The organism is Falsiroseomonas oryziterrae, assembly GCF_021864505.1.
Classification (GTDB): Bacteria; Pseudomonadota; Alphaproteobacteria; order Acetobacterales; family Acetobacteraceae; genus Falsiroseomonas; species Falsiroseomonas oryziterrae.
In genome coordinates this window covers 1-1,173 of record NZ_JAKJIB010000594.1, presented here as the reverse complement: position 1 = coordinate 1,173, position 1,173 = coordinate 1, and the positions used below count along the sequence as shown (strand labels likewise).

The following is a 1,173-nucleotide window of genomic DNA, read 5'->3' as shown; positions in this document are numbered from 1 at the left end:
CGCGCGCTGGCCGAGGTGACGGCGACCGCCGCACCGCCCGCGCCCGCCACGCCGCCGCCCGCCCAGGCCGCGGCCGAGACCAACCTCACCCTCGAAGCCGTCGAGGTCGAGGGCGGCCCGACCGTGCCGGCCAACTGGACGCTCGTCGCGCTCGCCGACCCGCCGCGCCAGCTGATCTCCAACAGCGGCGCCCCGCGCCCGAACCTCCGCGTCCCGGCCGGGCGCTACGAGGTGCAGGTCCGCGCCGGCACCGCGCGGCTGGCCGAGCGCTTCGACACCTCGGGCGCGCAGATGACGCATCGCGTCGTGCTCAACATCGGCACGCTGCGCCCGGTCGGCGCACTCGCGCCCGGCGCGCCGCCGCGCGGCGGCAACTGGACCGTCTGGGCCGACGAGGTGCCGGGCTTCCGGGCCGGCGAGCAGGTGCTGACCTCGGGCGCCGCCGAGCCGTCCATGCGCCTGACCCAGGGCAGCTACCGCATCCGCTTCCAGGCCGGCGAGGCGACGGCCGAGACCGAGGTCTTCGTCCCCGCCGGCCAGGCCGTGCAGGCTCGGCTCGATCTCGGGGCCGGCGAGGTGACGCTGAATGCGCTGCGCGCCGGCGGCGCCGTCGCGGTCCAGGGCTGGGAGGTGCGGCGACCCGGGCAGGCTCGTCCCGTCGCGACCTCCGGCGCGAGCCGTGCGCGCTTCGTGCTACCGGCCGGCGAGTGGCTGGTGCGCGTTCGCGTGGAGAACGCATGGCACGAGATGCCGCTCGCGCTCGCGGCGGGCCAGACCGCCGATGTCATCCTCGCAGTTCCGTGATCCCGTCCCCGGAGGGTTGAACTCCGCCGCCTCGCGGTCTCACCTCTGGGCCATGCGCCGCGCCCTGCTCGCCCTTGCCGCCTCGCTCACCGCCTTCGCCGCGCAGGCGCAGGACACGGTGCTCGTCCTCGACGCCTCGAACTCGATGACGACTCGGCTCGATGGTCGTGCACGCCTCGACGTCCTGCGCGAGGCGACCGCCGGTCTCGGCGCTGCGCTGCCGCCGGCGGCGCGCGTCGGGCTGATGGCCTTCGGCCACCGGAGGGCCGCCGACTGCGCCGACATCGAGCTCCTTGCCGCACCCGGCCGGAGTGACCCGCCGGCCTTCGCCAGCGCGGCGTCGCTGGTCGCGCGTGGCCGCTCGCCGCT

Annotated in this window: 2 protein-coding genes; both read left to right on the top strand. The window is 76.8% G+C overall.

The features are described 5' to 3' along the window. A partial coding sequence (locus L2I40_RS23455; RefSeq protein WP_237217762.1) for a hypothetical protein occupies positions 1–804 on the top strand: 804 nt, incomplete at its 5' end. Positions 805–856: 52 nt separating this feature from the next. Continuing rightward, positions 857–1,173: vWA domain-containing protein (locus tag L2I40_RS23450; protein ID WP_237217761.1), on the top strand; the 317-nt coding region annotated here is incomplete at its 3' end.